This is a genomic window from Pantoea sp. VS1 (assembly GCF_002207995.1).
Lineage (GTDB): Bacteria > Pseudomonadota > Gammaproteobacteria > Enterobacterales > Enterobacteriaceae > Pantoea > Pantoea dispersa.
Map to the genome: position 1 here is coordinate 148234 of NZ_NHZE01000045.1, position 25098 is coordinate 173331.

The 25098-nt window shown below is 56.1% G+C and carries 26 protein-coding genes; 15 read left to right on the forward strand and 11 right to left on the reverse strand.

The window, feature by feature from the left end; translation table 11 throughout:
* Positions 1-213 precede the first annotated feature (213 nt).
* The 9 genes from CBW22_RS17450 (at position 214) to CBW22_RS17490 (ending at position 7569) form a co-directional block, all read left to right on the forward strand.
* Entirely contained in the window at positions 214-759 is a 546-nt protein-coding gene (locus tag CBW22_RS17450) for a GNAT family N-acetyltransferase (protein ID WP_088517326.1), read from the forward strand.
* Positions 756-1907 (forward strand): amidohydrolase, encoded by a 1152-nt coding sequence (locus CBW22_RS17455; protein ID WP_088517327.1) that lies wholly within the window; start codon positions 756-758, stop codon positions 1905-1907. Before CBW22_RS17450 ends, CBW22_RS17455 begins: the two co-directional genes overlap by 4 nt.
* Positions 1904-3220, forward strand: coding sequence for an MmgE/PrpD family protein (locus CBW22_RS17460; protein ID WP_088517328.1), 1317 nt, complete (start codon positions 1904-1906; stop codon positions 3218-3220). The genes CBW22_RS17455 and CBW22_RS17460 overlap by 4 nt, the downstream gene beginning before the upstream one ends.
* A 40-nt stretch (positions 3221-3260) precedes the next feature.
* Positions 3261-3965: a helix-turn-helix transcriptional regulator gene (locus CBW22_RS17465; protein ID WP_088517329.1), complete on the forward strand. Its 705-nt coding sequence runs from the start codon at positions 3261-3263 to the stop codon at positions 3963-3965.
* 117 nt (positions 3966-4082) lie between these two features.
* Positions 4083-4325 (forward strand): ParD-like family protein, encoded by a 243-nt coding sequence (locus CBW22_RS17470; RefSeq protein ID WP_071813632.1) that lies wholly within the window; start codon positions 4083-4085, stop codon positions 4323-4325.
* Positions 4288-4629 carry a type II toxin-antitoxin system RelE/ParE family toxin gene (locus CBW22_RS17475; RefSeq protein WP_021313439.1) on the forward strand — a complete coding sequence of 114 codons (342 nt, stop codon included), beginning with the start codon at positions 4288-4290 and terminating at the stop codon, positions 4627-4629. Before CBW22_RS17470 ends, CBW22_RS17475 begins: the two co-directional genes overlap by 38 nt.
* A 72-nt stretch (positions 4630-4701) precedes the next feature.
* Positions 4702-5085, forward strand: a complete 384-nt coding sequence (locus CBW22_RS17480) for a VOC family protein (RefSeq protein WP_058759086.1) — start codon at positions 4702-4704, stop codon at positions 5083-5085.
* 503 nt (positions 5086-5588) lie between these two features.
* The gene (locus CBW22_RS17485; protein ID WP_217899531.1) at positions 5589-6740 is read left to right on the forward strand and encodes an MFS transporter; all 1152 of its coding nucleotides are present in this window, start codon (positions 5589-5591) and stop codon (positions 6738-6740) included.
* A 34-nt stretch (positions 6741-6774) separates the two neighbouring features.
* Positions 6775-7569 (forward strand): hypothetical protein, encoded by a 795-nt coding sequence (locus CBW22_RS17490; protein WP_088517331.1) that lies wholly within the window; start codon positions 6775-6777, stop codon positions 7567-7569.
* 125 nt (positions 7570-7694) lie between these two features.
* Here CBW22_RS17490 and biuH read toward each other — a convergent pair whose 3' ends face one another.
* The 4 genes from biuH to leuE all read right to left on the reverse strand — a co-directional run bounded on the left by biuH (position 7695) and on the right by leuE (position 12039).
* A complete protein-coding gene (biuH, locus tag CBW22_RS17495; protein WP_088517332.1) occupies positions 7695-8402 on the reverse strand; it encodes a biuret amidohydrolase in 708 nt (235 codons plus the stop codon).
* The gene (locus CBW22_RS17500; protein ID WP_021509019.1) at positions 8395-9705 is read right to left on the reverse strand and encodes a purine-cytosine permease family protein; all 1311 of its coding nucleotides are present in this window, start codon (positions 9703-9705) and stop codon (positions 8395-8397) included. Before CBW22_RS17500 ends, biuH begins: the two co-directional genes overlap by 8 nt.
* Positions 9698-11146, reverse strand: a complete 1449-nt coding sequence (locus tag CBW22_RS17505) for an amidase (RefSeq protein ID WP_088517333.1) — start codon at positions 11144-11146, stop codon at positions 9698-9700. Before CBW22_RS17505 ends, CBW22_RS17500 begins: the two co-directional genes overlap by 8 nt.
* Positions 11147-11400: 254 nt before the next feature.
* Positions 11401-12039 (reverse strand): leucine efflux protein LeuE, encoded by a 639-nt coding sequence (gene leuE / locus CBW22_RS17510; RefSeq protein WP_088517334.1) that lies wholly within the window; start codon positions 12037-12039, stop codon positions 11401-11403.
* A 38-nt stretch (positions 12040-12077) separates the two neighbouring features.
* Here leuE and CBW22_RS26800 point away from each other — a divergent pair, with 38 nt between their 5' ends.
* Positions 12078-12209 carry a hypothetical protein gene (locus tag CBW22_RS26800; protein WP_254919531.1) on the forward strand — a complete coding sequence of 44 codons (132 nt, stop codon included), beginning with the start codon at positions 12078-12080 and terminating at the stop codon, positions 12207-12209.
* A 31-nt stretch (positions 12210-12240) separates the two neighbouring features.
* Here CBW22_RS26800 and CBW22_RS17515 read toward each other — a convergent pair whose 3' ends face one another.
* On the reverse strand, positions 12241-13122 hold the full coding sequence (locus CBW22_RS17515; RefSeq protein ID WP_088517335.1) for a LysR family transcriptional regulator: 882 nt from the start codon (positions 13120-13122) through the stop codon (positions 12241-12243).
* 123 nt (positions 13123-13245) lie between these two features.
* Between CBW22_RS17515 and CBW22_RS17520 the strand changes: the two genes are divergently transcribed.
* Positions 13246-14100 carry a Vmh family MBL fold metallo-hydrolase gene (locus tag CBW22_RS17520; protein ID WP_088517336.1) on the forward strand — a complete coding sequence of 285 codons (855 nt, stop codon included), beginning with the start codon at positions 13246-13248 and terminating at the stop codon, positions 14098-14100.
* A gap of 48 nt (positions 14101-14148) precedes the next feature.
* Here CBW22_RS17520 and CBW22_RS17525 read toward each other — a convergent pair whose 3' ends face one another.
* The gene (locus tag CBW22_RS17525; protein ID WP_369974302.1) at positions 14149-15129 is read right to left on the reverse strand and encodes an alpha/beta hydrolase; all 981 of its coding nucleotides are present in this window, start codon (positions 15127-15129) and stop codon (positions 14149-14151) included.
* 341 nt (positions 15130-15470) lie between these two features.
* Here CBW22_RS17525 and yddG point away from each other — a divergent pair, with 341 nt between their 5' ends.
* Entirely contained in the window at positions 15471-16385 is a 915-nt protein-coding gene (yddG, locus tag CBW22_RS17530) for an aromatic amino acid DMT transporter YddG (protein ID WP_088517337.1), read from the forward strand.
* A gap of 47 nt (positions 16386-16432) precedes the next feature.
* Here yddG and CBW22_RS17535 read toward each other — a convergent pair whose 3' ends face one another.
* Positions 16433-17401 (reverse strand): GlxA family transcriptional regulator, encoded by a 969-nt coding sequence (locus tag CBW22_RS17535; protein WP_088517338.1) that lies wholly within the window; start codon positions 17399-17401, stop codon positions 16433-16435.
* A 112-nt stretch (positions 17402-17513) separates the two neighbouring features.
* Here CBW22_RS17535 and CBW22_RS17540 point away from each other — a divergent pair, with 112 nt between their 5' ends.
* Together CBW22_RS17540 and CBW22_RS17545 are read left to right on the forward strand one after the other, a co-directional pair.
* Positions 17514-18155, forward strand: a complete 642-nt coding sequence (locus tag CBW22_RS17540; RefSeq protein ID WP_088517339.1) for an HD domain-containing protein — start codon at positions 17514-17516, stop codon at positions 18153-18155.
* A gap of 556 nt (positions 18156-18711) precedes the next feature.
* Complete coding sequence (locus CBW22_RS17545) at positions 18712-20388, forward strand: DUF4041 domain-containing protein (RefSeq protein ID WP_088517340.1); 1677 nt, start codon at positions 18712-18714, stop codon at positions 20386-20388.
* Between the two features lie 307 nt (positions 20389-20695).
* On the opposite strand, the gene CBW22_RS17550 is transcribed toward CBW22_RS17545, so the two are convergent.
* The 3 genes from CBW22_RS17550 to CBW22_RS17560 all read right to left on the reverse strand — a co-directional run bounded on the left by CBW22_RS17550 (position 20696) and on the right by CBW22_RS17560 (position 23417).
* Positions 20696-21763 carry a mechanosensitive ion channel family protein gene (locus CBW22_RS17550; RefSeq protein ID WP_058759073.1) on the reverse strand — a complete coding sequence of 356 codons (1068 nt, stop codon included), beginning with the start codon at positions 21761-21763 and terminating at the stop codon, positions 20696-20698.
* Positions 21764-22180: 417 nt separating this feature from the next.
* Positions 22181-22759, reverse strand: coding sequence for a YceI family protein (locus tag CBW22_RS17555; RefSeq protein ID WP_058759072.1), 579 nt, complete (start codon positions 22757-22759; stop codon positions 22181-22183).
* Between the two features lie 280 nt (positions 22760-23039).
* Positions 23040-23417: a winged helix-turn-helix transcriptional regulator gene (locus CBW22_RS17560; protein WP_088517341.1), complete on the reverse strand. Its 378-nt coding sequence runs from the start codon at positions 23415-23417 to the stop codon at positions 23040-23042.
* Between the two features lie 101 nt (positions 23418-23518).
* Here CBW22_RS17560 and CBW22_RS17565 point away from each other — a divergent pair, with 101 nt between their 5' ends.
* Positions 23519-24247 carry an SDR family NAD(P)-dependent oxidoreductase gene (locus CBW22_RS17565; protein WP_088517565.1) on the forward strand — a complete coding sequence of 243 codons (729 nt, stop codon included), beginning with the start codon at positions 23519-23521 and terminating at the stop codon, positions 24245-24247.
* A gap of 58 nt (positions 24248-24305) precedes the next feature.
* Here the strand turns inward: CBW22_RS17565 and CBW22_RS17570 are convergent, their stop codons facing one another.
* Complete coding sequence (locus CBW22_RS17570; RefSeq protein WP_088517342.1) at positions 24306-25085, reverse strand: MipA/OmpV family protein; 780 nt, start codon at positions 25083-25085, stop codon at positions 24306-24308.
* Positions 25086-25098 lie beyond the last annotated feature (13 nt).

The following is a 25098-nucleotide window of genomic DNA, read 5'->3' on the forward strand; positions in this document are numbered from 1 at the left end:
TTATATTTCAGAGGATTAATGCGAAATAGTTATAGCGCTATGTATTTTATGCATACTACGGTAAATGGCGATTTGTGCAATGAAAAAGCCGCCATTTCATTTTCACAAATTTGCATTAGCTTATCCGGATTTCACATATAGCCCGTCAGCGCTTTACTGCTACTCTGAGCCTTCTTTCTTTATCGCCCGCCGGGCGGTTTTCCGGGGATAGCTATGACACTTGAGTTTCGTCAGGTCACAGAAGACGAAGTGGACACTTATCAGGCGCTGATGCATGCCGCCTATGCGCCCACGCTGGCGCTGGGGATCAAATTTGATGCGGCCACCGCTGACCGCGAGAAAACGCTGCGGCATCTGCAAAGCCACGGCGTATATGCGCTGTATGCCCAGGGCGTGATGGTCTCCTCGGTCACCGTGCGTTATCCATGGGGCCCGCTGCCGGGTCCGTTCGGCCTGCCGCATATCGGCTGGTTTGGCGCTCACCCGGACTACGCGGGGCAGCAGTTTGGCCGCCAGGTTCAGGATCGGCTGGAGCAGGAAATTTTACGCGGCCAGTTACGCTCACCGGCAGTTTCGCTCGGTACCGCCATCAGCCATCCGTGGCTGATTGAGATGTATCGCAAGCGCGGATTTGTGCTCATGCACACCACTGATCTCGGCAAAGGCCACATCACGCAATATATGAAAAAAGTGCTGGATGAAACCGCGCACGATGCCTGGCTGACGCGCCAGGCGGCATCACAAGGAAGCCAGGCATGAGCCAACTGAATGAAACAGCGCTGGGCGAGCAGTTGATCGCCTTTCGCCACGAACTGCACCGTTTTCCGGAACTCTCTAATCAGGAGTTTGAAACTACCGCCCGCCTGCGCCAGCAGCTGGAACAGCACCAGATTCGCATCGTTGATTTGCCACTGAAAACCGGTCTGGTGGCGGAAGTCGGCCCGGCACAGGGACCGCTGATTGTGCTGCGTTCGGATATTGATGCGCTGCCGATTGAGGAGCAGTCGGACGTCACTTTTCGTTCGGAGCGTCCCGGCGTGATGCATGCCTGCGGCCACGATTTTCACGCTTCCGCTGCACTCGGCGCGGCGATTCTGCTTAAGCAGCAGGAGGCAACGCTGCCCGGCCGCGTGCGGATTCTGTTCCAGGCCGCCGAAGAGACCGGCCAGGGCGCGCCGGATGTCATCGCCACCGGCGCGCTGCAGGAGGCGGTGGCGATTTTCGGCATTCATAACGATCCGTCGCTGCCGCCTGGCGTGGTGGGTAGCAAAGCCGGTGCGCTGACCGCGGCGGTGGATCGCTTCGATATCCGCATCACCGGCACCGGCAGCCATGCCGCCAAACCGCATCAGGGCAACGATCCGATCGTTATCGCGGCACAGATTGTCTCCGCGGCGCAAACGCTGATTAGCCGTAACGCCCCCTCCGCTGACAACGCGGTGGTGTCGATCACCCAGCTGCACAGCGGCAGCACCTGGAACGTCATTCCGGACAGCGCCTGGCTGGAAGGCACGGTGCGCACCTTCTCTCAGTCCACGCGTGAGCGACTGGAGCAGCGCTTCCGCGAAATCGTGCTCGGCCTGGGTGCGGCTTTTGCCGCCGAGGTTGAGTTTAACTGGCACGCCGGTCCGCCTGCGGTGGTGAATGATGCGCACTGGGCGGATTTTGCTCTGCAGCAGGCCACCGCCAGCGGACTTGAAGCGCGCGTGGTGGAAGCCAGCCCGATCGGCGAAGATTTTGCTTTTTATCAGCAACAACTGCCCGGCGCCTTTGTGATGATCGGCACTGGCGAACCTTATGCGCTGCACCATCCGGCTTTTCGCATCAATGATGCGGTGTTGCTGCCCACCTCACGCTACCTCGCGCAGCTCGCCGTGGCGGCGCTGCGCAGTCTGGAGCGGGCATGAACCTGAGCCACGCGCTGGCTGAGCGCATCCTGCAAAGCCAGCCGGATGCGGCGGCACGTGATGCCGCGCGCACTGGCGTGCAGGATTTTCTGGCTGTGAGCTGGCCGGTGTTACAGCAGCAGGTGCCGGACAGCGGTTTACCGGCGCTGCGTCAGGTTTATGGCGACGGCAGCGTACGCTCACAGGCGTTACTGCTGGGCTATGCCGGTCATGCGCTGGATTACGATGATTTCCATGCCGATTTTCGCGGCCATCCCAGCGTGGCGATTCTGCCCGCGCTGTTTGCCTGGCAGCAGCAGCAGCCCGCCACTGCCGAAGCGTTCCTTGATGCTTATATCATCGGCGTGGAAGTGGCTGGCCGGCTGGGACTGGCCGCCAGCCAGCAGCACTATGCGCTGGGTTATCACAACACGGCCACGCTGGGCACGCTGGCGGCGGCGGCCGCGCTGGCACGCCTGCTGCAGCTTAATGCAACCGACTGCGCCACGCTGATCGGCATCGCGGCGACCCAGGCCAGCGGACTGCGCGCTCAGTTTGGTTCGGCGGTGAAGCCGCTGCACGCCGGACTGGCGGCAGAGCGTGCGGTGATGGCGGCGCAGCTGACGCTGGCGAAATTCGATGGCCGGCATGAAGGCGTGATCGACGCGTTTCTCGCCGCCAGCAGTAACGGCGAGGCGCAGCCGCAACGGCTGGTGGAAAACTGGGGCGCGCCGTGGCGCATCAGTACCCCCGGTCTGGAGTTCAAACCCTTTCCCACCTGCGCCGGAACTCACAGCGCTGCCGAAGCGGCACGACTGCTGCGGCGCGCCTGGCTGGCGGAAGGTCACTCGCTGGACTCGCTGCTGGAAAATATTGATGACATCACGGTCGCCTTCCCGCCGGGTGGCGATATCGCGGCGGCAGTTCGCGTGCCGGCTAACGGCATCGAAGCACGCTTTAGCCTGGAATACGTGATTGCCGCCATGCTGATGTATGACGATTTGCGGCTGGAAGATTTTGCCGAAGGTGCGCTTAATCCGGCGGTGATGCCGCTGGCGGCCAAAGTGCGTCGCACGCCGGATGCGTCCGCGCCGCCCGATGCGCTCAACCCGGCGCGGCGTTTTCATCTCGTCACGCTGACGCTGAAAGAGGGTCGTCAGCTGCAGCAGCGCCGCACGCGGCAGCAGTCGCTGGCGGATGGCGTAGATGTGGCGGCCAAACTGCGTCAGGCGCTGCGCCATGAAGTGCCGGCGCGCCAGCAGCAATTACTGGCTATCAGCGAGCTGCAAAGCACGGCGGATTTGGCTACATTAAGCCAACTGTTGCGCGCCTGAATCCTGGCGGCGCGCGTTCTTCGCTTAAGGCTGGCGTATCATGTCTAAAACTCAGCGGCTTCCCGAACTGCTGCAATTGCTGCGCTGTCATCGCTATCCGCTGACGGCGCAGCGTCTCGCCGAACAGCTGCACATCAGCGTGCGCACCGTCTATCGTGACATTCTTAGTTTGCAGCAGCAGGGCGTGGAGATTGAGGGCAGCGCGGGCGTTGGCTATTTACTGAAATCCGACGGCCATTTGCCGCCGCTGATGTTTTCCCGGCAGGAGATTGATGCGCTGGTGCTCGGGCTCAACTGGGTCACCCGACACACTGACGATGAGCTTAAGTCCGCCGCGCGCCATGCGCTGGCCAAAGTCCAGGCTGTGATTCCGCCCCATCTTACGCAGAGTATCGATCACCAGTCGCTGCTGATCGCCTCCCTGGGCGAAGCGTTGTTCGAAACCCATCTGCCGCAGATTCGCCAGGCGATCCATCAGCGCAGCAAGATCAACCTGCGCTACAAAGATCTACAGGATAACCTCTCCACGCGCACCATCTGGCCGGTGGTGATTGGCTACTTTGAACGCGTGCGCCTGCTGTGCGGCTGGTGCGAACTGCGCCAGGAGTTTCGCAATTTCCGCGTCGATCGCATTGAAGCGATCAGCGTCACCAGCGAACTCTATCCCGGCACGCGTCACCAGTTGCTGAAACGCTGGCGGGATTATCACCATTTACGTCACCCGGTGGACAGCGCGACGCGGTAGCGACATAACGTTGCTATAAGCGACAAAATGTCGCATACTTGGCCGCGTGCAGCAGTAATCGCAACTCAACATTACAACAGTCAGTCCATCACCGCTTTCATCCGCGAGGTAATATTCATGGCCACAAGTATTCGTTTAGACGATGACTTCGTGAGCGACGTAAAAATTCACGCTGAAGCCGCCAGCCGCAGCATTCCAAAGCAGATTGAGCATTGGGCTAAAATCGGTCGGATTGCTGAGGATAATCCGGACTTACCGTATAGCTTCATCGCTGAAGTATTGATCGCCCAGGCTGAAGTCGATAATCAGAAGGTTTCGCCGTATGTCCGCCGAACACCCCGATCCAAAACCACAAAATAGCATTGAGGTTTATCAAACACGCCGCTTTGAAAAAACGCTCGATAAATTGCCCGATACACAGCGTGCCATCGTCGAGGATGAGATCGACAGGATTGTTGATGCGCCTGAAATCGGTGAGCTTAAAAGAGGTGACTTAAACTTTTTACGCGTGCACAAATTTCAGCTGAATAACCGCCTGACGCTGTTGGGCTATAGCTGGGTGGAAAATAAACTGGAACTGTATCTGCTGGATATCGGACCCCATGAAAATTTCTATCAGGAACAGAAAAAGCACCGTAAAGCCGATCTGAAAATAATCAGTTAACCCATCGACTCCTGACAAAATCTGTCACAGCCTCCCCCTACTATGCAGCGGTAAACACACAAGGAGATCACCATGCTTACCGCTAACATGACCATTATTTATGTGCCCAACGTCGTGAAAAGTGCTGACTTTTATGCCGCGCTGTTCGACATCAAACCCGCAGAACTCAGCCCGACCTTTGCCATGTTTGTGTTTGAGAGCGGCTTTAAACTGGGTATCTGGTCGCAGTATACCGTTGAACCCGCGCTCTCCCTGCCCGCCAGTGCGGCGCGTAGCGAAATTGTATTTAAAACCGCGCGCAAAGACGATGTCGATTTTCTTTATCACGAATGGGGCGTGCTGCGCGAAATCACCATCATTCAGTCACCGGTGCGCATGGACTTTGGCTACACCTTTACCGCGCTGGACCCGGACGGGCACCGCCTGCGTGTCTGCTATTTACAGCTGGATGAGTAAGTGAAGAGACCTGGCGCTGACGGTTGCAGGTTGTTAAATACGCTGAGTAATCATTAACTATATTTATATTTTTAATTGCCGATTAAGAACATAAACGCTGCTGTTAAGTTAAGCAATGTGCAGGTAATTCATCCAGGTAGATAGCGGTGCGATTTATCGCGCAATAAGTTGCACCGCTACACAGTGCGCGAGATGCTTGTATTACCTCAGGATAATTACCATATATTTCAGTTCATTAAAGTAATTCTTGTCATCGTTGACTTTACCCGTCATTACCGCTCCCATCCCACATCGCGCTTTTTTAAAATGCCTTCCGTGTATGCCATAAATAAAATCTACTGAATACAGCCACCTGAACACGCTACGTCATTTCCAGGACAAGTCTTGTTACTGTTAAATATTAATTACGTTTTTATGGGCCTCTGCACAGGCTGCAGTGTACCTGTAGCCCGACCATGGAGAAGGCCAGGCAATGAAACGCCGTACTACACCGGGATGTGATGATGACCAGTAATCTGCTTAACCTGCGCCAGCAGCGCGCGACGCGCACGCTATTTTTTATCGCCGGACTGGGCATGGCCGCCTGGGCGCCGCTTATTCCCTTCGCCAAAGCGCAACTGGCGATCAATGACGGCATGCTGGGGCTGCTGCTGTTCTGTATCGCCGCAGGCTCCATGTCAGTTATGCCCTTTACCGGCGCGCTGATTGCCCATTTTGGCTGTCGCACGCTGCTGCTGCTGTGCGGTGCCGGACTGGCCCTGAATCTGCCGCTGCTGATGCTGCTGAACTCACCGCTGCCAATGGCGGGCGCGCTGTTGCTCTTCGGCGCGATCAACGGACTGATGGATGTCAGCATGAATTATCAGGCGGTGATCGTGGAGCGCGAGGCCGGGATCAGCAAGATGTCGGGCTTTCACGGCTTTTACAGTCTTGGCAGCATTGCTGGCGCCGGCGCGGTGAGTCTGTTGCTGTGGCTGCAGGTTGCGCCCCTGCTGGCGCTGCTGCCGCTGTGTGCGTTGATTGTATTGCTGCTGCTGATGAGCCATACCGCCCTGTTGCCCCGTCGTCGCACGGATGCAAAACCAACGCGCGGTACGCTGCGCGCCCTGACGCACCGTAACGTGGTGCTGATTGCCCTGCTGTGTTTCCTGCTGTCCCTCACCGAAGGCGCCATGCTCGACTGGTCAGCGGTGTTTATGAACAGTGAACGCGCCATGTCGATGCAGCTGGCCGGTTTCAGCTTCACGCTGTACGCCACGGCTGTCGCTACGCTGCGCCTGTTTGGCGATCGGCTGATTAATCACTATGGCAGTCGCCGCGTGCTCACCTGGGGCGGTCTCGTCGCCAGCGGGGGGCTGGCATTAGCGATTTTCTCCGTCTGGCTGTGGAGCGCCCTGCTCGGCTTCGTGCTGGTGGGTATTGGTCTGGCCAATATCGTGCCGATTTTATTCAACGCGGCGGGTAACCAGCGCAATGTCGCCGCGCATTACGCCATACCGGCCGTCACGCTGTGCGGTTACTCCGGGCTACTGCTGGGCCCGGCGCTGATTGGCTTTAGCGCCCAGCTCACGTCCCTGACCACCACGCTCAGCGCCGGCATCGTGATGTTGCTGCTGGTGACTTTCGCGGCGCGTTTCGCTCTGGCAGCGAAATAGCGCCTCTGCCCTGTCATATTCACAAGGAGTTTCTATGACAACCTCAACGCAACCGGTGTTCAGCCTGCACTACGTCGGGCTCAATCTGAAGAAAGGCGTTAATGCAGCGACCTTCGAAGCCTTTCTCAAGGCGCGCGGCACGCAGATTCCTGCTTATCCGGGCTGGCAATGGTCGCTGTTAAAAGGCCTGCGTGGCGAACGCCAGGAACAATACCTGATGCTGTATCAGGCTCCCAGCCAGGCAGACTATGACCGCTATATCACACCGGCTGGCGAACTCACGGCTGAGGCCATCGCCTTCTGGCAACAACGGCCCGAGGCGTGCGCGCTGCTTGAGGAGTGGAAAAACTTTGCCACCTATGGGGAGTTACCAACGCTCTTCTCCACCTTCTCGCTGCTGGCAGAAAACCGCCACAGTTCACTGCCGCCCGGCCCAAACTTTCAGCCCGATGCTCACCCTAAGGTGGCACGCGTGGTCGGTTTTCATCATCTGGCGCTACGCGCGGGCGTGACGGCTGCCGACTTCGATCGCTTTATGATTGAGAACGTCGCGCGCATTGATGACTATCCCGGCTGGAAGTTTCACATGCTGAAGGGCACCGGCGGTAATCGAAGTGAGCAGTATGCGGTGATGCTGGTGATCGAGAGCCTCGACTCGCTCAACAGCTTCCATCCGGCGATGGACGTCTCAACCGAAAAATCGCTGACGTTTGTGAAAAACCATCAGGAGAGCGAGCGTATGTATGATGAATGGCGCACCATGGCCTCGTTCTCCGGCGCACCGCAAATGTATACCGACTATCTGACGATTGCCGGCAACGTCGGCTGAGGTTGGCCATGACCGGCGGAGGCCGGTCAGACTGCATCATCACGCCCGTTCAGGGTTGGTGTTCGGTTGTGGCTGGCCCGGCACCTCAACGCCTGGCCAGCCCGCCGTTCGCGTCCGTTGCCGGATTAGCTCACCCGCGCAGCTGCCGGGCTGTTCAGCGCGGCCAGCAGCGTTGCAGAGTCCGCCACTGCGCCGAATATACCGCCCTGCATATGAATCATGCTGAGCGCCGCCTGATGATGCTTCAACTCCGTCGCCGCGCAGCAGTCGCTCAGCACCAGACATTCAAAGCCGCGATCGTTGGCTTCGCGCAGTGTGGTATGCACGCAAACGTCGGTGGTGATGCCGCTGATGATTAAGTTGCGGATACCGCGACTGTGCAGAATCAGCTCAAGGTCGGTGGCGTAAAAAGAGCCTTTGCCGGGTTTATCAATAATCACTTCATCCGGTAGCGGCGCCAGCTCGGGAATGATTTCCCAGCCTGGCTCACCGCGCACCAGAATGCGGCCACAGGGCCCTGGTGCACCAATCTCCGCCTGCATCCGCCGCGATCGCCAGCGCTTGTTGGCCGGCAGATCGCTCAGGTCCGGACGATGGCCTTCACGGGTATGGATGATCGGGAAGCCGGAGTCGCGCATGCGCGCTAACACCTGCTGCAGCGGTTTGATGGGGGCGCGCGTCAGGGAGATGTCGTAACCCATAGTGTCAACATAGCCGCCCTTGCCGCAGAAGTCGGTTTGCATATCAATCACCAGCAGCGCGGTGTTTTGCACCGTGCAGTTGCCGTCAAACGGCCACGGATAGGGGGTTGAATCAACGATATAATCAGGCATTGCTTTTCTCCATTACCGCCGTGCTACTTTCCGGTTTCCATTTCACGATCAGCGTATAGCTCAGTGCCGCGGTGACCAGCCCGATAACCGCTTCACCAAACTGCGGGAATTCGAGGTGGGCCATCACCGCACACAGGCTGCCAATGGCCCAGGCGGCGAACGCGCTGCCGCGCAGGCGCCGGGTTTGACGCTGTTCGCTGATTTTCGCCATAAAGATCAGGTCAACAATCATCACTGCGCCAAACGGCGGCACCACCATGCCGAGCAGGCTGAGCCATTCAAGGAACCAGGACCACACGCCGGCCAGCGCCAGCACGCCACCGATGGCCCCGAGGATCAGCGTCCACAGGCGCATTTTGCTGCTGAACAGATGGCTGAAACCGACCGCGCCGTTATACAGGCAGTGCGTGCACACCGAACCGAGGTTGATAAACACAAACAGAAAGGCAATAACGGAGAGCAGCATGCCATGCCCCATCAGCAGCGGCAGGAAGTTACCGCCGTTGCTGAGCGGATCGACCGCCGCGCCGACGGCGACAATCACCACGCCAAACAGATAGGAAATCACATTCGCCAGCGGGAACGCGGAAAACGCGGCGATCACCGCTGATTTGCCGTCCTTCGACCAGCGGGTAAAATCCGCTGTCATGGTGCCGGAATCCGCAAAGCCGGCAATCACCATGGTGACCGCCGTGCCCATGCTCATGGCGCCAGCGGCTGCCGGACTGCCCTGCCACTGGGTCAGCGTGGTGAAATCATGATCCTTGCTCACCAGCCACAGCGCAACCAGCCCCAGCACCACAAACAGCGGTGCGGCAATCATTCCCAGCACCGAAAGCGCCCGCACCCCGAGAAAGGTGACGCCGGTATACAGCACCATGGCAAATGCGGTGACCGCCAGCGCGTTCCAGCCAAAAGTCTGGTTGATCACCGTCCCGGTCAGGCCGGTCTGGAAGGCGTACCAGCCTATCACCACGGTAGAAAGAAAGCCGGACACCAGAATATAGCCTTTGGTGCCAAAGGTCCGCTTCGCCTGCAGCGCGAAGTTCATACCGGTATGTCCGGCGAACCAGCTAAGTGCGCCGACATAGGCAAACAGCACCAGGTTACCCAGCAAAATCGCCAGCAGTGCCGGCCAGAAGCCAAGGTGCCAGGTGATAATGCCGCCGAACAGCGCATTGGTGAGGATCATCGGAAAGCCAAACCACACCGCCGACACCGAACCCGTCGAGTGGCGATGGCTAAGCGGCACCGGCTCATGCTCGAACTCCTGCTCCAGCGCAGGGGAAGATTTGTTACTCATGGAGAACTCCAATAGCAGCAGGATAGTGATGATTCCATGGTTGGATGCGCTCAAAAGCGGCACTGGCCGCCAGCACCAGGCCATCGTCCAGATGACGACCCACAATTTGCATACCGATCGGCAGACCACTGGCCGTGAAGCCGGCAGGCACCGAGGCGGCAGGCTGACCGGTAAAATTGAACGGGAAGCAGAACGACAGCCAGTGATCGCTGCGCACCATGCGGCCATCAATGACTTCCGGGCCCTGCATGTGCAGCGCAAACGGCGGCACCGCCAGCGTCGGCGACAGCAGCAGATCGTAGCGCTGCATAAAGCGCCACAGCTGGTTGCAGAGCTTTTTGCGCGTGGTGTTAGCGTCGGTGAAATGCTCCGCGCGCCAGTCGCGCTGCAGCATGGCACTCAGGTGCGGTGACATCGCTGTTCCCAGTTGGTTCTGCATCTGGCGCATGCCGCTCAGATCGCTTTCGAACGCCACCAGCGCAGCAAAGCTGGCGCTTTCGTCAGCGATGCCGGGATCCACCTCCTCCAGCTCTGCGCCCAGCGCCGCAGCGAGACGACGCGCGGCCGCGGTGACCACGGCGCGCACTTCCGCATCGACGGCGATATAGCCAAAGTCGGCGCTGAAAGCGATGCGCAACCCTTGCAGTGGCCGATCCAGACTGGCCAGCCAGTCAACATCGCTGCATGGGATGGAGTGCCGATCGCGCATGTCCGGACCGGCCATCACCGACATCATCAGCGCGCTGTCGCGCACGCTACGCGTCATCGGACCGATATGTTCAAGCGATTCCCAGCTGGAAACGCCAGGATAACGCTCATCGCGGCAGCCCGGCCACAGCGGTACCCGCCCCATCGAGGCCTTGAGTCCATAGACACCGCAGTGGGCCGCCGGGATACGTACCGATCCTCCGCCATCACTGCCGAGCGCAATCGGACACAGCCGCGCCGCCAGCGCCGCGCCGGAACCCGCGCTCGATCCACCCGGCGTTTTGCTCACATCCCAGGGATTACGCGGTGAGGGAAACAGGGGATTATGGCCGACACCGCTGTAGCCAAATTCCGGCGCGGTGGTCTTGCCCAGCAGGATGGCATCCGCCGCCAGCAGGCGCTCAACGGTGATGTCATCTTCTTCGGGAATAAAATCGGCGTAGGCGGCCGATCCTGACGTGGTTCGCACACCGGCGGTACAGATCAAATCTTTTACCGCCAGCGGCACGCCCGCCAGTGCGCCCAGCGGCTCGCCGCGCGCACGACGGCGGTCGATCTGCTCTGCCTGTGCCAGCGCCCGCTCCGGCGTCAGGGTACAAAACGCCTGAATCAGCGGCTCACGCTGTTCCAGGCGATCCAGCGTCGCCTGGGTTAACTCGCGCGCGGAAACCTCGCCGTCGCGCACCCGCGCCGCCAGCTGGGTGGCATCTTCATCCAGCAGTGCATCAAACATGATCGTTCTCCCGGGTTAATTGGCTACCGGGAGGAGTGCAGTTTGCGTGCCAGAATAGCGTGATGTGCGCGGCCGTTATGCGCCGGACCAGATAGGATACGGTCTGGGATACAAGATGGAATACTTATGGATGCGGCAGTCATACTGATGCAGGCAATGCGCACAAGCTGTGCGCATTGCCTGCATCATCGCGTTGCCATTTTAGGGTGCAGCCTGCGGAGGCGGCGTTGCTGCCGTGGCGTGCGTCAGAAGGGTTAGCTTTGCGCGCTGACTAACCGCACGGCGAAGCCAAAAAACAGCATGCCGGTCAGCATGTTCGCCAGCTTGACCAGGCGGGTGCGGCTGCGCAGATAGCGCACCATCACCGCGCCAGCCACCAGCAACAGGGAATAGTAGCTGAAACTGATCACCTGAATCAGCGCACCCAGGGTGGCAAACGCCGGCGCGGTATGGGTTACGCGCGGATCGATAAACTGAATGAAGAACGAAACGTAAAACAGAATCGCCTTGGGATTGGTTACGCCAAGCAGCAGCGCACGCAGGAAATAGTTTTCCTGTTTTACCGCTTCAGCCGGTTTATCGCCGCTGCGTTTGCGCAGCGCGCCGATGATAATCTTCACGCCGAGATACAGCAGGAACATGGCACCAAGATAACGCACCACCATAAAAATATGCGGACTGGTACGGATCAGCGTCGCGACGCCCGCCCAGGCGAGGAAAATCAAAATCAAATCGCCCGCCATCACCCCGGCTATCGCCTGACAGGCCGGCTTTGCCCCTCGACTCATCCCGGTGCGCAGCACATACAGGCTGTTGGGTCCGGGTAATAGAATGATCACCAGCGCGCCCGCCAGGAAAGTCCAGAGATTAATGATGCCTAAATCGTGAAACATTACGGTGCTACCCCATGCCGTTAAGCAGGTAAAAATGAGTGAAAGTGGAATCCGGCGCGCTGCTCAACTGCCGCGGCGCGGCGCATAGTAGCAGTTGTGCGGTAGATTTGTCGCTTCACGCCACGGTTCTGGTGGTCGAAACGCTGTTACGTAACACATACAGCGCGTGACAGGCACCAGTGACGTTGTCACAGTGATGATTCAGAGGTTTTGCAACTGCTGCATCACCGCATCCAGAAATACCCGTAATACCGCAGGCTGTCGTTCGCGCGACATATACAGGCCATAAATGCCTAAGGTGCGCGGTTGAAAACCGGGCAGTACGCAACGTAACTGACCGCTGGTCAGCGCAGCCTGTGCCTCCATTGCCGGCACCATGGCAACCCCACAGCCGGCGATAGCGGCATCACATAACACGGATGAAATACCGGCGCTGAAATTGCCGCTCACCACCACGGAAACCGCCTCGCCTTGCGCATCGTGAAACTGCCAGCGCTGCCCGGCAAAGCGGCTGTAGTGCAGGCAATTATGTTGTGCCAGATCCGCTGGCGTCTGCGGTTCGCCCTGCTGCGTTAAATAGGCCGGCGCAGCGCAGACTACCGAGGCACATTCACCCAGCCTGCGGGCAATCGCGCCTGGCTCCGGATCGTCGGTAATGCGAATAGCCACATCGATGCGCTCGCCCACCAGGCTGACCGGCTGATTATTGATCTCCAGCTCAATACGTACCGCCGGGTAACGCGCAAGGAACGCCGGAATCATCGGCCCAAGAATGTGGGTGGCGGTTGAATGTGCACAGGCCACGCGCAACGTGCCCTGCGGTTTGCCCTCATCGCCCTGCTGTTCAATCTCGTCGGCCAGCCGGGCCAGCGCGCGTGTCTTATGCAAAATCTGCTCACCCGCCGGGGTAATGGTCAGCCGACGTGAAGAACGGTGCAGCAGGCGTGCGCCTGCCCACTTCTCCATTTCATCAAGATAGCGACTGACCATCGGGCGCGAAATATCCAGCGCGCGCGCCGCCGCGCTCAGGCTTCCCAGCTCACAAATCCGGTTAAACACCCGCGCTGCCGTCACTCTGTCCATGCAGGCTCCATCTGATCGTTTTATGCAACTGATCATATCTGATTGCGGGAATTCTGCCAGCTGGCGATTTGCTTACAATAGCGTCTTTCAGTGACGGCACGTTGCCGTAAAAAGGAAGATGCCATGAAGATGAAATCACTCGCGCTGCTGGTCACCTTAGCCGCCGCGCCGGCTTTTGCCGCTCCGTTGCAGTTAGACGTGTATAACCCAAAGGATCAGGGAGTTTTTCCGGTCTCGTCGACGCTGGTCTCCGGTCCGCATGAAGCGATTCTGTTTGATGCGCAGTTCAGCCCCAAGGATGGCGAGAAGCTGGTGGAACTGATTAAAGCGCGCGGCAAGCAGCTGACCCACATCGTGATCACCTCGGGCGATCCGGATTTCTACTTCGGTCTTGAGCCGCTGGTGCGGGCGTTCCCGCAGGCCAAAATTGTCGCCTCGCCGCTGGTAGTGGAACATATCGAAGCGACCAAAGATGCCAAGCTGCAGTACTGGGGACCGCAGATGAACGGCGCTGCGCCGCACCAGCTGTATGTGCCGCAGATTACCCACCAGACGCGGTTTAGCGTCGATGGTGAGCGCATTGAACTGCGCCACGCGGCAGAAAAATCAGCCTACGTGTGGATTCCCTCCAGTAAGGCAATACTCGGTGGCACAGTGGTGGATTCCGGCATTCACGTCTGGACCGCGGACACCCAGACCGCAGCCAGCCGCGCAGAGTGGCGTCAGGTATTGCGAGAAATGCAGCAGTTGAAGCCGCAGGTGGTGATCCCCGGCCACTATCTGGGTGCGCGTCCGGCGGGCGATAAGGCGGTCACCTTTACGCTGGATTATCTGCAAAGTTTTGAGCGGGCGCTGCAACAGCACAAAGGCTCCGCGGCGGTGATTCAGGCGATGAAACAGGCGTGGCCAACCTTAGCGGATGTCAGCTCGCTGGAGCTGAGCGCGAAGGTGAATACCGGTGAGATGAAGTGGAAGTGACGCGAGGATAAATAAACGGGCCAGACGCCGCCGCGCCTGGCCTGAAGCTTACTGCAGATGGGTTTTCAGCTCTTCCGCCGCCTGGCGAATCGCAGTGCGGACTGCCGGCACCTCGCTCAGCGGATTGAGCAGACCGTAGTCATGAATCAGACCGTTATAACGCGTCACGGTGACATCCACACCGGCGGCGTCCAGTTTGCGACCAAAGGCTTCACCCTCATCACGCAGCACATCCAGTTCTGCCGTCTGAATCAGCGTTGGCGGTAAGCCCTGCAGCTGCTCTTTTGTGGCGCGCAGCGGCGAAGCGAGAATATTGTCGCGCTCGCTCTGTTTGGTGGTGTAGGCGTCCCAGAACCATTTCATCATGTTACGCGACAGGAAATATCCGTTGGCAAACTGGTGATACGAAGCGGTATCAAAGCGCGCATCGGTTACCGGCCACAGCATGATGTCATAACGAATCGCTGGCGTTTGCTGCTGTTTAGCCTGCAGCGCGACCGCCGCCACCATGTTACCGCCGACGCTGTTACCAACCAGCGCCAGGCGCTTACCATCGACACCAATCTCGCTACCGTGTTCCGCCACCCAGCGTGTCGCCGCATAAGCCTGATTGATGGCCAGCGGATAATGCGCTTCGGGTGACGGCGTATAGTTCACAAACACAGCCGCAGCGCCAGATTCCACCACCAGATCGCGCACCAGACGTTCGTGGGTCGGGAAATCACCGAGGATCCAGCCGCCGCCGTGGAAGAACATAAATACCGGCAGCGTACCCTGTGCGCCCTGCGGTTTTACGATATTCAGCTTAATGGGCTGGCCGTTTACCTGAATGGTTTTTTCAGTGACGTCGGCCGGCGGCAGCGTTACGCCCTTCTGCGCATCAATCAGGACCTGGCGCGCCGCCTGCGGTGACAGTTGCTCAATCGGTTTGCCGCCGCTGCTGTTCAGCGCCTGTAAAAACTGCTGCACGTGACGTTCAGGTTGTGGTGCGTCAGCAAAGCTATTTACCGACGCAGTAGCCATCGCCATGGCAAGCAGAGAGTGTTGTAATTTCATGGTGTTACTCCTTTAATGTTTTTTGCGATTATATCGCACGCTATTTAAATGATAATGACTTGATGGTCGTGTTCTGAACTGAGACTGAATTTATATAGCGCGCTATTTAATAGCAAGATATTTTTTAGCGAAGATTTACATCACTACTCTATTACACTGATTTTAATCAGGATATTTTTCAAATTTTTGCCTGCAGGCGGGTGCGCTTTCCGGCCAGCCACATCGGCAACCTGCAGATTCATCTTGTCTGCGTCCCCGCCAGCAGCCACACTGGCGAGCACGCCGCGATTTTTCACACATTGAGGTAACGGGTAATGCCGCAGAGTAAAGCTACCCTGACTGGTCTGCTGGCCATTCTGCTGTGGAGCACGATTGTAGGATTAATAAAAAGCGTCAGTGAAAGTTTTGGTCCGGTAACCGGTGCCGCGCTAATTTACAGCGCCAGCGCCCTGCTGTTGCTGCTCACCGTGGGTTTTCCTGACCTGCGCCAGTTTCCCCGACGCTATTTGCTGATCGGCAGCCTGCTGTTTGTCTGCTATGAGCTCTGCCTGTCGCTGTCGCTGGGTTTTACTCATAGCGGCCATCAGGCGATTGAAGTCGGCATGGTTAATTACCTGTGGCCGGCGATGACCATCGTTTTGACGGTAATGGTTAACCGGCAAAAGACCAGCCCGTTGATTATTCCCGGCCTCCTGCTGGCCGTCGCCGGTATTTGTCGGGTACTGAGCGGCGATCGGGGATTTTCACTGGGCGAAATGATCGACAACGTGATGGATAATCCGCTCAGTTATGGTCTGGCATTTGGCGGTGCGATGATTTGGGCGGTTTATTGTGTGGTGACAAAAAATAGCGCGAAAGGCAGTAACGGCATTACGCTGTTTTTCATGTTAACTGCGCTGACGCTGTGGCTGAAATCGCTGCTATCACCGCAGCCGCCCGTGGTGTTTTCGCTGCAGGCGTGCATCAGCCTGGCTCTGGCAGCGATGGCGATGGGGCTCGGCTATGCGGCGTGGAACGTCGGCATTCTGCACGGCAATGTCACGCTGTTAGCCGCAGCTTCCTACTTTATCCCTATCATTTCGTCGCTGATAGCCGCTTTTATCCTTAACTCCAGCCTGACCTTCTCCTTCTGGCAAGGCACGGCGATGGTTTGCCTCGGTTCGCTGCTCTGCTGGTGGTCAACGCGCGGGACCGCAACGCGTAAGCTGGAAAGCAATATGCTGGAATAACCGGCTGGATGGCGCAGCCGGAGGAGAATACGGACAGTGGTGCAGACTCAGCGCGGCGGCGGGAACATTTTGCGATACAGCGACGGCGTCATGCCGGTCACTTTGACAAACGCGCGGCGCATCACATCTGCACTGTGATAACCGCAGGCCGCCGGGATCGCTTTGAGCGGCAGCTCACCGGCATCCAGCAAAGCCCGCGCGTGGCTGATGCGTGCCTGCTCCAGCCATGCGCCAGGCTGGATCTGCATCTCCTGCTGAAACAGACGCGCTAAATGCCGCGTACTGAGGTGCATGTGCGCTGCCAGGTCTTCCAGCCCGCGAATCTGTGCCAGATGCGCGATTGCCCAGCGCTGCATCTCCTGAAAGGCGCTGCGTCCGGCCAGGGACACCTGCTGTTTACGCACAAAATGTCCCTGTGTGACCGGGCGCTGGAAGAACATCACCAGGCTGGCGGCCACCTCCTGCGCCAGCTCGCGCCCGAGATCCTCTTCCACCAGCCGCAGCGCCAGATCCAGTCCGGACGTCACCCCCGCTGCCGTGCGTAATGCACCATCCGCCACATACAGCGCATCGGCTTCGACCTGCGCATCGGGTAGCAGTAATGCCAGCCGTTCCGCACACGCCCAGTGAGTAGTGACTTTCCTGCCGTTCAGCAAACCCGTTTGCGCCAGCAGCAGCGCCCCCGTACACACCGAGCCGTAACGCTGGCTGCGCTGACAGAGCGCGATAATCTGCTGGCGCTCACTGGCGGAAAGCTGCATCTGGCTGGCGTCAGGTGCTCCGGCAACCAGAAAGGTATCGGCGCGATGCTGTGTCGCCGCAGTTAGCGCAACGTAGGCTTCCAGCCGGACACCAGACGAGCAGCGGATGCTGGTGTGCTGCAGCGACATCACGCTGAGCTGATACACCTGACGATGCAGCAGCCGATTTGCCTCGGCAAACACATCCAGCGGCCCGGAAATATCCAGCAGTTGGGCGCCGGGAACGGCCAAAAGGGTAATGTGATGGTGAGTCATTGTCTGGCTGTCCGCTTAAATCGCAATGTCAGAAATCATCGTTAAACAGAGATTCATGACATTGTCGCGCGGCTTTATGCTGAACGCAACTTCACTAAGCGGAGACATCATCATGAGTTTTACTATTAACGGCATTCGTATTCCGGACAGCAAAATGGCGCGCGATGCTACCGCGCTGGTACGTGACATCGAATCGGATCTGTTATTTCATCACTCCAGCCGCGTTTTTTACTGGGGCGCTTTGGCAGGTCAGCGACTGGGCGTCAAAGTGGATGCCGAGCTGCTTTACGTTGGCTGCATGTTTCATGATGTGGGCCTGACGCAACAGCATTGCAGTTGCGATAAGCGCTTTGAAGTCGATGGCGCCAATGCGGCGCGCGATTTCCTGCAACATTACGGGGTTGCCCAGGCGGACATTGATAAAGTGTGGACGGCGATTGCCCTGCACACGACGCCCGGCATTCCGCAATTTATGGCCGGGGAAATCGCCCTGGTGACGGCCGGCGTTGAGATGGATGTGCTGGGTATTGACTATGACCACTTCAGCGATGAGCAACGTGAAGCCGTGGTGCAGCAGCATCCCCGTCCGGCACAGTTTAAAGAAGAAATTATCCAGGCATTTTATGAAGGCATTCAACACAAACCGGCGACGACTTTCGGCAACGTGAAAGCTGACGTCATCGCTGATAAGCAACCGGCATTTCGCCCGATGAATTTTTGCCGGATTATCCGCCAGTCGCGCTGGGCGGGTTAACATGGACAGCGGAGATAGCTCATCGCGAACGGGAGAAATGGCGACGGAAGCGTGCGCTGTGAATCCCGGCAACAAAATTAACTCATCGAACATTGTCAGCAGGGGAGAATTTTCGTTGCTACTATAGTGACGCAACACACAGCTCAAGCGTTGCGACGAGAATTTTTCCTGTAGTTTTTTGTTATGCCCGCTCTGCGGGCATTTTTTTCCGAAAAATGCACCATCGCGCTGCTGCCAAACCTCTTACGCCGCAGGTTTCAAACGGCTTGATTCCCCTGCTTCCAGCAATGCCTTTGCGGTCGTCCTTGTACGTTCAGTTAACAGAGGGTCATGCACGGACACGGTGTTAACCAAAGCAATCAATTCATAACAATTCGACCATGCTATAGGTATTTCTTCATTACAATTTCATTAGACTCATCCCCCGGTCGCCCAGAGGCAGGTTCAAACTTTCCCCTGTAAATGATATTTTTGAATGTGCTTTTTCAGATATAGAAGTGATAACATAGTTAGGAAGCACAGCTGTTACAAATTGATAGAGTAAAAGGACTTTGAAATGGAATTATTTTTAGTAGCAGTACTCTTATTAGCACTTCTGGCTCCGGTTTTATCTGTCATACTTTTCAAAAAAAGCAAAAAATACCGAGAGGAAATAGCTCTTTTAATCTCCGGCAAAAATACGCTTGGCGAAGAATTAGGTGAAACGCAGAAAAAATTAGCTCAGGCTGTACGTGACCACGCAGAACTTGAAGGAAAAGCCACTCCTTTGTGGCAGTATCAGGAATTACACGATGCAGTATTAGATGCGGAAAAAAAGATTAAAACCGCTGACGCTATTGCCAGAGAAAAATTGGATGAAGCGCAAAAACAAGCGACAAGAGCGGTAAACGAAGCTCACGAACAGGCTGCATTAACAATAAGCAACGCCAATAGCGAAGCTGTCGCTATCACCCAGGATGCGCGTGATGCTCGCCTGAAAGCCAAAGAACGACTCGATAACGCGAATAGTAAAGCGGATGAGCTGATCTCCAACGCAAATGATAATGCGATGAAAATAATCGCGGATGCAGAGATACGTGCAATGGAAATAGCTGGCTCCGCATATGAAGCGAAAGAGTTTGCAGAGACCTATCAGGCTGTCGCCAGGTCAATGAAAAATAAAATTGAAGGGTACGGCGATGAATGGATAGTGCCAAACCGAAGCGTTTTGGACGAACTGGCAGAGAATTATGAATTTACGGATGCAGGAAAAGAACTGCAAAAAGCCAGAGAGTTAACTAAGTCTCTTATCAAAACGAACAAAGCGGCAAGCTGTGATTACGTCGAACCAAACAGAAGAAACACCGCCATCAAATTTGTACTGGATGCTTTCAATGGAAAAGTCGACAGTACCCTCTCAAAAATTAAACACAACAATTACGGCAAATTATCCCAGGAAATAAAAGATGCCTTTGAGCTTGTTAATTTTAACGGTTCAGCCTTTAGGTCAGCCAGGATCACTGATATCTGCTTGCAGGCCCGACTCAACGAGCTTAAATGGGGAGTAACTGTAAATGAAATTATGCTTGAAGAAAGAGAAGAACAAAGACGAATCAAAGAACAGTTGCGTGAAGAAGAAAAGGCGCGTCGCGAGTATGAAAAAGCGATAAAAGAAGCTGAAAAAGAAGAAAAAACAATTCAGCAGGCGATTGATAAAGCAACTAAAGAACTGATGCTCGCAGGCGAAGAACAACGTATAGCCCTCGAACAAAGACTGGCTGAGCTACAAATTAAATACGAAGAAGCTGAAGCCAAAAACCAACGAGCAATTTCGATGGCACAGCAAACACGTTCAGGTCATGTGTATGTGATCAGTAATATCGGCTCGTTTGGAGAAAACGTTTATAAAATTGGGATGACACGCAGGCTCGAACCGCTCGACCGGGTTCGTGAACTTGGCGATGCCAGCGTCCCGTTTTCATTCGATGTACATGCAATGATCTACAGTGATGATGCTCCTTCGCTTGAAAACCACCTTCACAAAGTGTTTAACGATAAACAGGTAAACAAAGTTAACTCTCGCAAAGAGTTCTTTAATGTCGGTATTAAAGACATCAAATCCACGATTCAGGAAATGAGCATTGATGTGCATTGGACAATTTCTGCAGAAGCTAAAGAGTACAGAGAGTCTTTAGCCATCGAAAATGAACGCAACACAGCGTTAAAAGAAAGCGAACAGTTGATTGTTGCATAATGTTTTGTAGCCAGGATATGACCTGATGATGATACGTCAGGTCATTGTGAATGTAGGAATAAGTGGCGGATCTGGTGACATTCATTCGTAACGGCTGGGGCAATCAGGCACCTGCGGTAAGCGCGAATCAGGTGGCAAAACTGCGTAAAGATCTGCCAAAGGCAGCGGAGGCGGATAAGGAAAAGAGTCAGTAAAAACGGACGGAGAAAACGCCCTGTTCAGGGCCCCGACAAGGGCCCTGATAATGACGCCGGATAGCAATGGCAACCTGAGCAACTACCGTGCAATGCCCCATCGCCAGCCTGCACTATGCTTTGTCGGCGTCGGTCAGGGTGGCTCTCACCTGTGGCAGACTCTGCGGGTAATTCTGCTGAATGAATTCAATCATTTTCTCGCGTACATAGCAGCGCAGATCCCATGCCGTCGGTGAGTTCTGCGCGGTCATCAGTAAACGGATGGTCATGGTTTTTTCCGTGGTATCGGTCACCTGTAACACCTGAGTTTCGCGATCCCAGAGCCGCGTCTCATTGAGGATTTTTTCAAAATGCTCACGTAGCGGCGCCAGCGGCATCGAGTAATCAACATAGAGAAACACAGACCCCAATATTTGCGCATTATTTCGCGTCCAGTTCTGAAATGCATTCTCGGTAAAATAGGTGATGGGCAGCACCAGACGGCGTAAATCCCAGATGCGCACCACGACATAGGTCAGATTGATTTCCTCAATCCAGCCCCACTCCTTTTCGACCACCACCGCATCGTCAATTTTTATCGGTTGGGTGAACGCAATCTGAATGCCGGCAAACAGATTCACCAGCGACTTTTGCAAAGCGAAACCAATAATGATACCGGCGACCCCGGCACCCGCGAGGATGGTGGTGCCGAATTTACGTACACCAGGGAAGTTGAGCAGAATTAAACTCAGGCAAAACAGTACCAGAATGACGATAGCCACTTTTTTAACATAGATTAATTGCGTACGAATTTTACGCGCACGCAGGTTGTTCGACAGGTTGATATCGTAGCGAATAAACAACATATCCTGCGCTACGTTAATCAGACGAATCAAAATGGAACAGAACGATAAGATGATAAAGATATTAAGCGTGGTGGCGATAAAGCTCAGTGAGCCCGGATCGAGATGCACATAATTCATCCCCATATTGATCAGCAGTAATGGAATGAATAAAAATAACGATCCCCGCAGATGCTTTTCCAGCGATTTAAACAGCTTGCGATCGCGGCTTTGCCAGTAGCGAATAAACCTGAGAAGAATAAAGCGGGCCAGAAAACCCAGCAGTAGCGAGAGTGTGACGAGCAATACAGCAGGTACCCATGTCGGCGCACCAGATAACTCACCAAGCAGTAATGGCATGATATTCCCTTCTGTTCAGCTAACAACCGCGGTTGTCAGATAAGTCACCAAAATCAGTAACCGTTATCGTGCCGGTTATCTGCTAAACCCATGATTTCGCACTTCAGTGGGTAAAAATATAGTTCACTGGCCGCTGTTAGCAGGGTAAAAACCCATCAGGTAATCAGGTGCAGTGCTGGCGGTCATCGCAAGGGTATGAATTGGTGGTTTTTTTCGGCTTTATTGCTAAAGGTCTGAAATTGCAGGCAGGTGATGAGGCAAAGCGTCAGAGGGTGCTGACGAGAAATGCGCTGGCAGGCAGTGATGCTGCACCCAGGGAAGACGTACAGACAACCTGTTGCGCCAGCTCGCGCTGAACACGCGCATAGCGCAGCAGGTTGATGCAGAGAAAAAGCGCGCGATTAAGCGCGCAATGCCTTATTTGGCGTACGCCTCGGTAGAGAGCGTAATCGTCACTTCGTCGCCCACGGCCGGAACATATTTATCGATTTTAAAATCCGAGCGTTTGATGACGCCGGTGGCATCAAAACCGATCGCCTGCTTTTTAACCATAGGGTGCATATCCTGCTTGTTCAGCGTGGCATGCAGCACAACCGGCTTAGTGATACCTTTGATGGTTAAATTACCCTGCACATCATATTTATTATCGCCTTTGCTTTCCACATGGGTGCTGTGGAAGGTGGCCTGAGGATATTTTTTAACGTCAAAATACTCATTACCCAAAAACTCTTTGGTCAGCGCTGGCACATGCGTGTCAATCGTTTTTAACGGCAGGGTCACATTAACCTGTGACTTTTCCGGGTTTTCTTTGTCAAAAGCCAGCTGACCGGAAACATCAGAAATATCAGCAGTTGGATGAGAGAAACCAAAGTGATTCCATGCGATCACCACAGAAGTATGTTGCGGGTCAAGGTTATATTCCGTCGCTGCGGCATGTGACAGGGGAACATATAATGCCACCAGAGAAAGTAGCGCCGTTTTTTTCAAAAATTTCATGGAAACATCCTCAAATAATCAAGTGCTAATACTGTAGCGCAAACCTGCTGAGGTGTTATTGAAATCATTTGCTTTACCCATTCAAAATTTTTAACCGTTTTCCCCGCACGCAAATAATAACGCAACGTGAAATTTACTGAAATGACTTAATTAAATTCCGGCGAGTCGAATTTAATAAGTCCGTTTTTATGTGGGCTAATTTAGCGGCGAGGAGAAGAACGGCAAATCATGTTGAGCATGCGATTAACAGACCGCCTGAATAGCCGACGGCCGCCACGCTTTATTCTTCGCTGGCACGACGTTGATCATAGACAATCTGTGCCTTTTCAATCGCGTCGCCCTGCTCTCTGGCCCACTTCACCAGCGCAACAAACGGATCCTGCAACGTCTGGCCCAGCGGCGTAATGGCATATTCCACCGCCACCGGGGACGAGGCGATCACGCGGCGGCTGATCAGGCCGTTACGCTCCAGCCGGCGCAACGCCTCCGTCAGTGCCTTGTGGGTAATCGGATCAAGACGGCGCTTGATCGCGTTAAAGCGCGCGGGTTCAGTGCACAGCACGGTCAGAATTAATACCGACCACTTATTGGCGACCTGTTCCAGGATTGGACGGGTGCTGTTGATCTCTGCCAGCAGCGCCGCGATATCAGTCGGCATGGGGTTTCCTTATGTATATCTAATGTAGATAAGGTGCGTAATTGACACTAAATATACGAAATGTATCATCAGCCGTCCACCCCTCTCATTCTGGAGCAGCCATCATGAAACTCGAAGGAAAAGTCGCGCTGGTGACCGGCGGCGGCAGTGGTATCGGCCTCGCCATCGCGCGCCGTTTTGTGCAGGAAGGTGCCCACGTTTTCATCACCGGGCGACGCGAAGCGCTGCTGGCCGAAGCCGTCACGCTGACTGGCGGCCGCATTGAGGCAATAGCGGGCGACCTCACCAGCGCAGACGATGTTGCCCGTCTGTTTGACACCGTGCAGGCCCGCGCCGGACGTCTCGATATTCTGGTGAACTCCTCTGGCGTGGCTGAACCCGCCAGCCTCGAAGAGACCAGCGCAGAGCACTTTGACCGCACGTTCGGCCTAAACGTGCGTGCCATGGTATTCACCGTACAGCATGCGGTGAAGCACATGACGGAAGGCGGTGCCATCGTGCTGGTGGGATCGATTGCGGGCGGCATGGCCAATCCCGGCTATGGCGCTTACTCGGCCAGCAAAGCCGCGGTGCGCGCCTATGCCCGCACCTGGAGCAGCGAACTGGCACCGCGCGGCATTCGCGTCAATACGCTCAGTCCCGGCCCGACGGACACGCCGATGTTTGACCAGGTCAGCGACGAGATACGACAGACATTCAGCGCGCAGATACCGGCCAAACGCCTCGGCCATCCTGACGAAGTTGCGGCGGCCGCCCTGTTCCTCGCATCGGACGAAAGTGTCTATGTTACCGGCAGCGAACTGGTGATTGATGGCGGCATGTCCGCGTAATAGTTGTCGTGCTGCACAGCGCGCCGGCCGGGCGTTGTGCAGCCACCGATAACGTTTCTCAGAAGGTGTAGCTAAAGCCGACCGTGCCGGTGACCTGATCGCGCCGGGACACGATCGGGCTGTCCGCGGCGCGATCGCCCAGCCAGCTGTAACCGGCGCTGACCAGCGTGCCCCAGTGAGCATCAAACTGGTGGCTCCAGGTGAGCGTAGTCGCAATACCGTAGAAGCCGCCGCCGGCATCGTAGCGTGAAAACCGGCTGCGCCTGCTCTGGACATCGCTCACGCCATACCAGGTATTCATATAACGCGCATCGCCAAACAGCGCCGCCGTCTGCAGTGCAACGGTATCGCTGTCGCGCTGGAGAGGCACCAGCGTAACGGATGCCTGATAGTTCACGCCCTGATCATCGCTGAGCGGCAGCACCGCTTTGCCCTCTGCGCTCAGCCACGGCGTGAGCTGCCAGCCCAGCGCCAGTGCAGTATTGACCGTCGCATTGATGTTTCCCATGCCTTGCAGCCGGCTGGCGCCGTCGCGCCACGTTGAATCTTTATCGCTTCGGCCCAGGCCATAACCCAGCGTGTGTTCGAGATAAAACCCACTGTCGCTCTGCAGGTCGTACCCGATGCCTTTCTGGGCATCAGCAAAAAATGCGCCGTCTCTGGCCTGGAAAATCGGTACCGGCTGCACCCGTGTTTTATTCGATCCGCTGTAGCGTGGCGCGAATTGCGCCCCCGCGCCGAGCGTCAGGCTGGTCTGTGCGTCGCCATCCGCCCTGGCGGCAGCGGAAATCATGAGTAGCAGATGGGTCATGTACATCAGCGTTTTTCTGGTTATCATCGTGTCACCTCTT

Excerpts from the sequence above, each read along its gene's own strand:
- CBW22_RS17450 (WP_088517326.1), top strand. The coding sequence starts at position 214 with ATGACACTTGAGTTTCGTCAGGTCACAGAAGACGAAGTGGACACTTAT.
- CBW22_RS17455 (WP_088517327.1), top strand. The coding sequence starts at position 756 with ATGAGCCAACTGAATGAAACAGCGCTGGGCGAGCAGTTGATCGCCTTT.
- CBW22_RS17460 (WP_088517328.1), top strand. The coding sequence starts at position 1,904 with ATGAACCTGAGCCACGCGCTGGCTGAGCGCATCCTGCAAAGCCAGCCG.
- CBW22_RS17465 (WP_088517329.1), top strand. The coding sequence starts at position 3,261 with ATGTCTAAAACTCAGCGGCTTCCCGAACTGCTGCAATTGCTGCGCTGT.
- CBW22_RS17470 (WP_071813632.1), top strand. The coding sequence starts at position 4,083 with ATGGCCACAAGTATTCGTTTAGACGATGACTTCGTGAGCGACGTAAAA.
- CBW22_RS17475 (WP_021313439.1), top strand. The coding sequence starts at position 4,288 with ATGTCCGCCGAACACCCCGATCCAAAACCACAAAATAGCATTGAGGTT.
- CBW22_RS17480 (WP_058759086.1), top strand. The coding sequence starts at position 4,702 with ATGCTTACCGCTAACATGACCATTATTTATGTGCCCAACGTCGTGAAA.
- CBW22_RS17485 (WP_217899531.1), top strand. The coding sequence starts at position 5,589 with ATGACCAGTAATCTGCTTAACCTGCGCCAGCAGCGCGCGACGCGCACG.
- CBW22_RS17490 (WP_088517331.1), top strand. The coding sequence starts at position 6,775 with ATGACAACCTCAACGCAACCGGTGTTCAGCCTGCACTACGTCGGGCTC.
- biuH (WP_088517332.1), bottom strand. The coding sequence starts at position 8,402 with ATGCCTGATTATATCGTTGATTCAACCCCCTATCCGTGGCCGTTTGAC.
- CBW22_RS17500 (WP_021509019.1), bottom strand. The coding sequence starts at position 9,705 with ATGAGTAACAAATCTTCCCCTGCGCTGGAGCAGGAGTTCGAGCATGAG.
- CBW22_RS17505 (WP_088517333.1), bottom strand. The coding sequence starts at position 11,146 with ATGTTTGATGCACTGCTGGATGAAGATGCCACCCAGCTGGCGGCGCGG.
- leuE (WP_088517334.1), bottom strand. The coding sequence starts at position 12,039 with ATGTTTCACGATTTAGGCATCATTAATCTCTGGACTTTCCTGGCGGGC.
- CBW22_RS17515 (WP_088517335.1), bottom strand. The coding sequence starts at position 13,122 with ATGGACAGAGTGACGGCAGCGCGGGTGTTTAACCGGATTTGTGAGCTG.
- CBW22_RS17520 (WP_088517336.1), top strand. The coding sequence starts at position 13,246 with ATGAAGATGAAATCACTCGCGCTGCTGGTCACCTTAGCCGCCGCGCCG.
- CBW22_RS17525 (WP_369974302.1), bottom strand. The coding sequence starts at position 15,129 with ATGGCGATGGCTACTGCGTCGGTAAATAGCTTTGCTGACGCACCACAA.
- yddG (WP_088517337.1), top strand. The coding sequence starts at position 15,471 with ATGCCGCAGAGTAAAGCTACCCTGACTGGTCTGCTGGCCATTCTGCTG.
- CBW22_RS17535 (WP_088517338.1), bottom strand. The coding sequence starts at position 17,401 with ATGACTCACCATCACATTACCCTTTTGGCCGTTCCCGGCGCCCAACTG.
- CBW22_RS17540 (WP_088517339.1), top strand. The coding sequence starts at position 17,514 with ATGAGTTTTACTATTAACGGCATTCGTATTCCGGACAGCAAAATGGCG.
- CBW22_RS17545 (WP_088517340.1), top strand. The coding sequence starts at position 18,712 with ATGGAATTATTTTTAGTAGCAGTACTCTTATTAGCACTTCTGGCTCCG.
- CBW22_RS17550 (WP_058759073.1), bottom strand. The coding sequence starts at position 21,763 with ATGCCATTACTGCTTGGTGAGTTATCTGGTGCGCCGACATGGGTACCT.
- CBW22_RS17555 (WP_058759072.1), bottom strand. The coding sequence starts at position 22,759 with ATGAAATTTTTGAAAAAAACGGCGCTACTTTCTCTGGTGGCATTATAT.
- CBW22_RS17560 (WP_088517341.1), bottom strand. The coding sequence starts at position 23,417 with ATGCCGACTGATATCGCGGCGCTGCTGGCAGAGATCAACAGCACCCGT.
- CBW22_RS17570 (WP_088517342.1), bottom strand. The coding sequence starts at position 25,085 with ATGATAACCAGAAAAACGCTGATGTACATGACCCATCTGCTACTCATG.